Source organism: Synechococcus sp. EJ6-Ellesmere, assembly GCF_024345875.1.
Classification (GTDB): Bacteria; Cyanobacteriota; Cyanobacteriia; order PCC-6307; family Cyanobiaceae; genus Regnicoccus_A; species Regnicoccus_A antarcticus.
In genome coordinates, this window is the sequence record NZ_JAGQBY010000113.1 from 1 (window position 1) to 10,116 (window position 10,116).

The window sequence follows — 10,116 nt, forward strand, 5'->3', positions numbered from 1 at the left end:
AGGGTCACGGGCCTGCCCACCCCTTGCAACGCTGGCCGCTGAGCGGAACGTCTGAGGTGCGCGCTCAACCCCGGCTACGCCGGGGTTGAGGTCCCCAGGGATTTACACCAACACAGGGGACGCAAACCAATGGCGACACTGAGGACAGCAGCATTGAACCTGCTGCGGCTGGCAGGGTTTCAGTCGATCCGGACCGGTCTTCAGGCAGTGATGCACGACATAACGACGCTCCTGGCGATGGACTGGGCAACCGGCACCCAACTCTTGCTGAGACATTGAATCAGCCCTGCTGCTGGAGGACCCCATTGCAACCAAGACCATTACGAGTGACAACAATATTTGTACTTACAAGCCATCATGGGTAAATTCATATTTACCTCATATTTACCTCATATTTACCTCATATTTACCTCATATTTACCTCATATTTACCGCTTATTTAGCTATGTTGTATTTCGACTCTGACAAAGATATTATGCTTGCAGGTGGCACATATGCTTTCGATCAAGTACTTAATCTAGTCCTGATAGAACTGCGTCAATCTCTTTGTTCGTTCGCCGCCAGCCCAGAGTTTATAGACAACATGCGGCTCGCATTTGGGGAGAGTTTTCCGCCTGAAGCCGCCCTTAGCCTGGCACTGGATTGGGCGAAAGGTGATGTGACATTGCCCCCAATTGAGATTCTTCCATCTGCCATTCTCAATGGTGCATATGGGGGGTACGCAAGTGCGAGAAACACGATATATCTTTCTGAGGACCTTCTTAGAGAAAATAAACTATCATTGACAACGAGCATAGTTCTAGAAGAGTTTGGTCACTCTTTAGATAGCCTGCTCAATGACTCAGACACTCCAGGTGATGAAGGGCAGATTTTTGCCGGATTGTTGCAAGGGATATCTTTGCCTGAATCGAAACTGCAAGCTTTAATGCAAGAGAACGATTTCACTACGATATACATAGAGGGTCAAGAAGTTCAGATTGAGCAGGCAGTAATTTCAGGAGATGGTGGTCAAGGTGGAACCACTCAAACAATTGCTCTAGAATCACAAGGACTTAATTTGGTTAAGTTTAGGTGGGAAAACTTTACAATTGAAGATGAATTTCAAATTCAATACGAAGGCAAACGTATTGCGGGTGATGTCGGACTTCAGAGTGGAGGGGGAAGCGGAGAAAGAATCGTTGCCAAGAACAATTCAAATGAATTAACAGTAAAGGTTACTGCTCCACTTGAGGGAACTGCTTGGAATTTTGATGTAGAGACTGTTCCTCTAGAAATTAATATTAGTGGTTTATTAGGAGATATCATTGAAGTTGATATTGTTAACGAATTAACAAAGCGTGGAATTTCACTCCAACAGGCAGGCTTGCCTCCTAATGGATTTGGACTGCAAAGTAATACTAATAACCGAGGCAAAATTGCAGAAATTGATAACAGGCAAACTGAACTTCAAAAAGGTAAATTTTATTTCGTCCCTACAGTAAATGGAGTAATTCGCCAATTAAATCAAGCCAGAACTGATAATGGGATTGGAGAGAGTACTTTAGTAGTTACTAACGGTAATGTTGAAATTCCCATAAAATTTAATATTCAAGATGGCTATAATGAAGCAGTTACATTTGGCACTAAAAAGCTGGATGTTTATCGTCAACAACAGCGATTAGCCTATTTTAGCTTTCCTGACAATAGCGGAAACCCTTTAGAAGTTGATGGTGCAACAGGAAGTGCAACTAGATGGGCAACCCAACTTTTTAACATTGCTGTAGATCAGCGTCTTCTGAGCAATAGAGGGCGAATTCCTGCTCAAAGTAAGGCGCTCAAAAGTTATATCAACGCTAGTAATGCTCCTGAATGGAGAGATTTAAGAGGTATCACTAATTTTGATTTTCCTCCAGCTTCTAATGAATTCAGAAGATTTTTTGGAATTAGTTGGTCTGGTGCGGTCATTCAAGGGGGAACCAATGCTTTTGGTGGTAATTTAGATTCATCAGGTGTAGCTCAGCAAAATGGTTCTGGTTTTCCTAGTAGTAGCCATGATGGAGGAAGAGGAATTGATATAGAATCTCCAGGACAAGAAATTTATAGGAACAGAAAAGGAGGATACACTATTGATCATCGTCATTTATTTTTCCAAGAAAGAGAAATTGATGGTACATGGTACGTAGCTACTGCACAAACCTTAACTATAAAAGACCCGATTATTATCAATAATAATGGTACTTATCAAGCTGGAGATGCCACTAATGCTGCCGATCTCGCACGGGGACTTACCACAAATAGTTTAGTTGCTAATGCTAGGACTATTCTTCCGCAAATATCTAATCTTCTGGTAGATAATACCGCTGTAGGTTATAGTCTTCAAAATGCTGAAAATATAATTGATGCCTTTGGAGGGCAAGGAGTAGGAGCTATACTCTTTAACGACCCTCGTACTTGGGACAATGGAGCGCAGTACTCCGGATCACATTGGGGACATATTCATGTAGAAGTAGCTGATCTAGTTCAAAGAAATTCTTTACCTTCGCCGTTAAATATCCCTTCTGCTCAAAACTTTTCCAGTAATACTTTTGCTATTAGTAGCTCAACTCCTTTACTAGAGGCAATCGATTTAGGTGCTTTTGAAGCGACTCAAAACTTGACTGGAGTTATTGATTCTAATAATTTAGAGCAATATTACCGATTTGTTTTGGGCAATCCCGTTAATGAAGCAGAAATCGAAGGAGAATACTTCGTAACTGTAAGAGATTTTTCTCTTTTGCTCGATGGACTCTCTAGCAATGTTGACGTAGAGCTAATTCGTGACTATAACGAAGATGGAATTCGTCAAGATGATGAAGTAATATTTAGTTCTCAGGAAACAGGCAATAGTGCAGAGTCTCTTAATCTAACAGATTTACCTGAGGAAGTTTATTACATTCGAGTATTTCAACAGGAGGAGGATACAGATTATAACCTTACTTTAACAATTCTTCCTTTACCAGTACCTCCTGATAATGCTGGTAATACCACTCTCCAGGCTGCCGATCTTGGTACTTTAAATGGTAACTTACAGCGTTCTGATTTTATCGGGCAAGTTGATCCTGATGATTACTATGGTTTTAATCTTTCTACCATTACTGATATCAATATTAATGTTGATGTTTTAGAGTTCGGGGATATATTTTTAATTCTGGGGCGTGATGATAATAATGATGGAGTCATCAAATTTGATGAAGCTCTAGCTCTATCTGATGCAGAAAGTAGCGGAGCAGAGAATATTAGTGTTACTGGATTAACACCTGGAGAATACTATATTTGGCTATCACGCAATAGTGGAGGAACTCAATATAATCTCAACGTATCAGCGACTCCATCAGTTATTCCATTAGATATAGCAGGAAATACTCCCAGCGCTGCTTTCGATTTTGGTTCTCTCAATACAGCATCAAATTTCAGTGATTTTGTTGGCAATGTCGATCCCGACGATTTCTATCGTTTCACCCTTGAGAGCGTAAGTGGATTGAGAATAGAACTTGATGGTTTATCAGCAGATGCTGACTTAGAACTGGCTCAGGATACAAACAATGATGGGGTAATTGATTTTGATGAAATTTTCAGTAGCTCTGAGTTATCGGGTACTGATGTTGAAATTATCGAGTACAGTGCCTTAGCAGCAGGTACTTACTTTGTTCGGGTGCTGCAGTATGAAGGGGACTCTAATTATAACCTATCTCTTACGCCGACTGTTCCCGTTGGTTCTGACCTTTCAGTAATTAGAAGTGGCCCTACAGGAGCAGTCGATCTAGGACAACAGTACACTTACACTCTAACTGTAACTAACAATGGTCCTAGTATCGCAAATAATGTGTTTCTCACTGAAAACTTACCATCAGGAGTGAGTGTCGTCGATGCCTCGGCTAGTGGTTTTGACCTACAGAGCAACTTAGTTGATATTTATGAGTTTCAACTGAATGCAGGCGAGCGAGTAACCCTTGATATTGATGCTCAAAGTGTTGGGTCATCTTTGGATTCAGTCTTACGCCTCTTTAATTCTGCCGGCGATGAAATAGCCTTTAGTGATGACAATGCTGCACCCGACGAAGATGATATTTCATTTGATTCATACATTGACTTTACGGCTTCTATCGCTAGTACTTATTACGTCGGGGTAAGTGGATATGATAACTTTAGCTATAATCCTTTGGTTTATGACAGTAGTTTTCTCGATTATGAACAGGGTAGCTATTCTCTTGAGATCATTGTTGGCGACGGAGGTTCGGTTAATCAAGTCTTCCTTGGCGATCCAGGCAATATACTATCGGAAGCGTTTGATACGGGTCTGAGTTCCGCCACTCCTGGGACCTTTATCAGTACAAGCTCTATACGTGGCAGTACAAATCCAGTTGATGTCTCAAATGGTGTTGTTACGGCTAACCTAGGAACACTTAATAGCGGGCAGAGTGCAACCGTAAATCTTACGCTTAGCACCTTTATATCAGGCGATCTCCTCAGTACGGTTGTCGTCACTGGGGATGAACCAGAATACAATCTTCTCAACAATTCCTTGGTCAGCAGCAAGACTGTCAATTCAATAACCTCTCCTGATGCAGATCTAGAGTTGACTCAAGTCGTTGATAATTCCAATCCGGAAATAGGAGATCAAATCACCTTTACTCTCACTCTCGCAAATCAAGGCCCTGGCACAGCGACTGCTATCAAGGTGGAAGACATCTTGCCAACAGGTGTAAGCTACGCTTCTTCTTTAGCAGAGCTGGGGAGTTATGATAGCAACACAGGGATCTGGTCCGTCGGGAATATGCCGCCCAATCAGAGCGTCAGCTTGAGCATTACTGCGACAGTAGTTTCTGGACCATCAATCACTAACACTGCTGAAGTTACTGCTGTTGATGAAGGCGATCCTGACTCTACTCCTAATAATAATAACCCCGGCGAGGACGACCAATCCTCGATTCTGGTCAATGTCCAGAATACAGGTCAAACCAATGAAGGTCCTGCATCGTTCACGATCAATGGCACATATCAAGTCGGTCAAGGACTACTTGCAGTCGCCACTTCGCCCGATCCTGATGGTGATGGCACTTTCTCCTACCTCTGGGAGTCCTCCAGCAACGGCACGATTTGGACTGGCATTGGCAGCAACAGTTCCAGCCTGCTGTTGACAACAAATGAAGCAGACAGGCAGGTTCGCCTGACTGTCTCATACAGCGATGGTGACGGCTTTAATGAGTCGGTTCTGGTTCCAGGCGGTACGGTTCAACCCAATATCGTCGATGACGGTGATGCCGGCTTCTCCATAATAGGCACAGCCCTTGTCGGTGAAATCCTCACTGCCACTGAGGTCACCCCTGATCCCGATGGTGCTCCACCAGCCGGCTACTCCTATCAGTGGCAGAGCTCCAGCGATGGCACCACCTGGTCTCCCATCGGCTCCAATGCCAGCACCTATGCCGTTACCGCCGCTGAGCAAGGTAAGCAGGTCCGCGTTCTGGTTTCCTACATCGACGGCAAGGGCTTCCAGGAAGAAGTTCAAGCCTCAGTAAGCATCATTGATCCCGATGCGCCACTGGCTCCTACGTTGGAGCTGGCTGCGGACACCGGGCTCAGCCCCTTTGACGGGATCACCGCTAATGGAGCGGTGCTGGTTGCTGGTCTTGCGACTGGTGCTTCCTGGCAGTACAGCGCGGATGGTGGCACTAGCTGGATCGATGGCGTAGGTACCAGCTTCCGCCTCACCGGCAGCGGGGCACGCTCCGTCATCGCACGCCAGGAAAACCAGTCCGGCAAAGTCTCTCCTCCCTCTGCTCCATTAGACTTCATCCTTGATAACAATGCAGGCCTGATACTAAGCGAAGGATTCGCACAGCTCATCTACGTTGCCTATTACGGCCGCCCGGCTGATCCAGGGGGGCTCGGATTCTGGAACGATGCCCTTGGCAGAAATAATGTCAGTTACGCACCACGACTAGGGGACGGCCTCACAGGCGGTGAGGCTGGCATCTATGAGCAGATTATCAACCAATTTGGCAATTCCTCCGAGGCCACTAGGCTGTATGCCGGGCTCACTAACCAGCAGCTGGTAGATCAGGTCTATCAATTCTGTTTCAGCCGCAATGCCGAAGTCGATAGCATTATTGGGAAGAACTACTGGGTCGATCAACTCGACCAAGGCAACATCAGTCTTGCAGAGCTCGCCGTTGAGGTTTCCCTTGCTGCACAAGGTGAAGATATTGTTGTCCTGTCCAACAAGATCCGCAGCGCCAATAGCTTCACCGATGCCATCGATACGCCAGTTGAACTCAATGCTTATGGCGGGGAACCAGCACGACTATTCGGGATCAGCTATCTGGACGCCTTTGGGGAGACGGCTGCAGGGAATGAGCTGGGAATTTTGGCACTGGATCAGTTTCTCTCTGGCTCGGAAGCCTTCATGCCTGGTTCTATGATCTGAGAACTTGATCAGAGTTTCCTTGTCGGGCTTCCAAAATTCTATGCAATGACTTGTCGTGAATTGTATCTTGCATTTCTCACCGAGCGTTCCGTGGTGGTTGCCGGAGTTATGATCTATTCGGGCTTTTCTGGATACGATTATAGTTGCCCTCTGGGGGGAAGGTGTAGCAGTGGCACCCATCAGTAGACCCTGAAGTTCGTCGCCCCTCAATGCGGCCTGGCCTGATACCAGGTGACCGTATACCGAACAGCATCCGCCGCATGGTCACAGCACCCATCGGCCACGGTCTCCGGATCTCTGGGGTGGCGGGGCAGGCTGGGGACGGTGGCCTCAAAGCCTTCGCAGGCCGGTGACCACAGCAGCCATGGCTGGGTTTGATCTTTGCGGGTGGCGTGCAACCGGTTCCTGACCATGTTCCAGCCCACGGCGAGCGGGGTCTTCGCCTTGTCGGCCCGCTGGAGCCGAACACCGGCATGGCGAAAGTCGCCAGCTGTTGACCCGCGCTCTGAGCCCCAGGCAGCAGTTCACCGGTTGTGACCTCCAGCCGCTGGATGTGGCGATCCCAGCGGGTCGAGCGAATGCGCAGCACCTGGCGGCCGTCGCTCAACCAACCCTCCTGGTGGGCTCGGGGGGACACGAGGTGATCGCCGGCTCATGCCTGTGCGAGTCGGGCCTCGATCAAACGGCAGCACTCCTGCACCTCGCTCGCGCTATCCACCCCCTCGCCGAGCGAGCAGAAGAACTCCCGCCACAGCTCCGGCACCGCCAGCAGGATCAGCGGCCTGCCGCCGTTGAGGGTGTGGGCGGCTTCCGAGGCTGTGCCGGGGCCGCCGCCCCCGCAGACCACCACCACATCGGCGCTGAGCACGTTGATCACGTTGCGGGCCTTGCCCATGCCGGTGAACAGGGCCAGATCCAGCTCCGCCGTGTTTTGCCTGTCGTCACCCTTCCCTTCACCGGGCAGCACCCCAACCACCAGGTGCCCCTCCACCCGAGCTGCGCCGCGGCTGGCCGCAGCCATCACCCCCGCTGGGCGGCCACCAGTGAGCAGGACCCAACCCCTGGTGCTGATGCACTCCCCCAGCTCCTCGGCCAAATGCATGGCCTCCGCTGAGGCCCCCTCCCCCGCACCCATCACGCCCACCACCGTTCGTCGGGTGCTCATGCCACCTCCGGCGCCCAGCCCCGCTGCCTCGCCATGTCGTCAGTCCAGCCTTGGCAGCGGCGGGTGAGGTGCTCCCCATGGGCCAGCAGACCTTGGTGCAGCTGGCAGGTGAGCACCGGGATGCAGTTCATCCCGGCATGGTGGCGAAACCAATGGCAGGTGAGGCAAACCTTGCGGCTGCGGCTGGAGACCAGCACCTCCTGATCGAGGTATGGCCAGTCCTCCAGGGAGTCGGAACGGGAGGGCACAAGGCTGGAAATCGGGACCGGCACCATGGTGGCTCACAGGCGTACGCCCGTACTAACGGCTGTTGGCTCGATTGTCACCCTCTTGCCCCAACTCGCTCAGTGGCATTGGCGTGCTTCAGGCCGCCAGGGTTGCGTCGCTATCGCCGCTCATCTCAAGCTCTTCCCACAGCTGGCGGTACGCCGCCGTCTGCTCTGCGCTCCAGGGCTGGGAGGCGGGGTGGCAGCGCGCCACCAGCCGGGCCAGATCCCGCCGGCTTCTGGGCATGGTGTTCAGGCCCAGGACAGCCAGGGCGGCCCAGTACTCCGTCCTTGGTCCCATAGCTGCTTTGGATCAAGCGTGGGAAACGGATGCTCGCGCCTGCTGCGACTGAAGCAAGCCGAGGATCTTGATGGATCCCCTGACTCGGCACCTTCACCCCCCAGCCAGGGTGACGTTCACGATCTGCCCACCCCGGACCTCGATCCGCTCGATCGCAGCCATCACCTGCCTGCGTACCGCGGCACTGGTGTAGAGGTCAGGCCCGATCGATGGGAGCAACCTGGCCAGCTGTTGGGCCACCTGATGACGGCCTTCCTGCGCACGGGACTCGTCGTCTCGAGCCGCCTGTGCCACAGCCAACTGACTCTCCAGGCGAATCACGGCCTGACGCATCTCCGGCAGACCTGTTTCACGAGCCAGGGCCCTCGTGCGCTCCAACTGCTCCTGCAGGGCGGTGTCACCGTCCTGATCGGCAATCCCCTTGCCCTCATGGCCGGGGAGCATCAGGTTCGACACCCGCTCTGCTTCCAGCACCAGGTGGGGCATCAGCCCATAGACGAGGTTGCGCTCGTTGATCCCGGGCTGATCGCAGAGGCGGCGAATCGCCGAGTTGTCTTTGCAGCGAAGGTGCCGGTAGGGAGGCAGGCCTGGTGTTTTGCGCTGGCGGACGGTGTCAAGCACCAGTCGACATCCGCAGGCAGAGCAGTAGCTGATCGATGTGAAGCTCGGCAGATGATGGATGCTCGCCCGTCGTTCCTTCCCCCGTGCGGTAGCTCGCCCGCGGTTGCGGTTCTCCTCCAGTTGCATCAGCACCCGTCGGGCCTTGCCTGGTTCGATCAGCGCCGGATGGGTGTCACGGGTGAGGTCCCATTCGGAGGGATGAAGGCGCCGGTAGGAGGCTTTCCCTCGGCCGTCCTCAGGTTCGATCCGACGACTGCGGCACTTGGTGGTGTGGCCGGCCAGTTCGGCTGCGCAAAGCTCCAGCCAGGAGCGGTTGTGCTCAAGTGTGAAACGGCGGCAGCGCTCCAGAACATCCGCCTCGTGAACCGGCTCCAGCGCATTTAGCCGTTCCCTCCAGACCTTGATGGCGGTCCAGATCGTGCCGGCCTGCAGGTACAGATCCACCAGCAGCCGGGCCGCCTCGGCGACGGTGAGATCCCCGGCCAGGGGACGATCATCAAGGACATAGCGGCGTTGATCGCCCCGCCCCTCCAGCCGCAACCCAAACGGAGGCCGAGCGCTGCGCGGGATGCCGTTGGCGGCGCGGTGGGCATAACTGCGACGGACACGTGAGCTGATACGGCGGCTCTCGGCCTCAGCGTCATAAGCGGCACGATCACGGATTTCCTCAGCGCCGGCAGCATCGGAATCCAGCCAGGGTTCGGACCAGAACCGCCAGGCCGTGCCATGACGGGTGCAGAGGGCAAAGAACAGGCGAGCCTCCACCAGGTCCCGAGCCAGACGATCGTTGCGATCGGCCCAGACGGTCTCCACCTCGCCGGCACGGATGCGGTCCTGCAGAAACAGCCACTGAGGCCGCTCGGCATTGCGGCCGCTCTCCTGCTCCACCAGCAGATCGGCCTCGGCGACCCCACAGCGCAGGGCAGCGGCCTTCTGGCGCTCGAGGGAGCTGAACTGGTCACGATCCTCAGTGGAGACGCGGATATAGGCGACGGGCCGCCGTGGGGCTGGCATGGGGGGATCGCAGCTGGGTCCAGGCTAATGAGGGCTGCATACCCGTTACAGATACTGCTGGCCTCGTTGCTGCAGGCGTTCTACGGCATCCGCTCCGAGCGGCTTTTGCTGGAGCAGCTGCACTACAACCTGCTGTTCCGTTGGTTTGTGGGTCTGAGCCCGGACGATCCGATCTGGATCCCACCACATTCACCAAAAACCGGGAGCGGCTCCTCAATGACGACGTCATGGGCCGCTTCCTGGAGAAGCTGATGGGCGCCCCGGAGGTCAAGCCTCTGCTCAGCGACGAGCACTTCTCGGTGGA

General features: G+C 52.4%; 5 protein-coding genes and 1 pseudogene. 2 read left to right on the forward strand and 4 right to left on the reverse strand.

Features of this window, described 5'->3' with window-relative positions; all coding sequences use genetic code 11:
* The first annotated feature begins 445 nt into the window (after window positions 1-445).
* Window positions 446-6,445 carry a pre-peptidase C-terminal domain-containing protein gene (locus KBY78_RS12335; protein ID WP_255143835.1) on the forward strand — a complete coding sequence of 2,000 codons (6,000 nt, stop codon included), beginning with the start codon at window positions 446-448 and terminating at the stop codon, window positions 6,443-6,445.
* 652 nt (window positions 6,446-7,097) lie between these two features.
* Here KBY78_RS12335 and KBY78_RS12340 read toward each other — a convergent pair.
* The 4 genes from KBY78_RS12340 to KBY78_RS12355 form a co-directional block, all read right to left on the reverse strand.
* A complete protein-coding gene (locus tag KBY78_RS12340) occupies window positions 7,098-7,610 on the reverse strand; it encodes a hypothetical protein (RefSeq protein WP_255143836.1) in 513 nt (170 codons plus the stop codon).
* Entirely contained in the window at window positions 7,607-7,885 is a 279-nt protein-coding gene (locus tag KBY78_RS12345) for a galactose oxidase (protein ID WP_255143837.1), read from the reverse strand. The genes KBY78_RS12340 and KBY78_RS12345 overlap by 4 nt, the downstream gene beginning before the upstream one ends.
* A gap of 88 nt (window positions 7,886-7,973) precedes the next feature.
* On the reverse strand, window positions 7,974-8,177 hold the full coding sequence (locus tag KBY78_RS12350) for a hypothetical protein (RefSeq protein WP_255143838.1): 204 nt from the start codon (window positions 8,175-8,177) through the stop codon (window positions 7,974-7,976).
* A 93-nt stretch (window positions 8,178-8,270) separates the two neighbouring features.
* Window positions 8,271-9,812, reverse strand: a complete 1,542-nt coding sequence (locus KBY78_RS12355; RefSeq protein ID WP_255143839.1) for a recombinase family protein — start codon at window positions 9,810-9,812, stop codon at window positions 8,271-8,273.
* 42 nt (window positions 9,813-9,854) lie between these two features.
* Here KBY78_RS12355 and KBY78_RS12360 point away from each other — a divergent pair.
* Window positions 9,855-10,116 (forward strand): annotated as a pseudogene (locus KBY78_RS12360) (transposase); the annotation flags it as partial.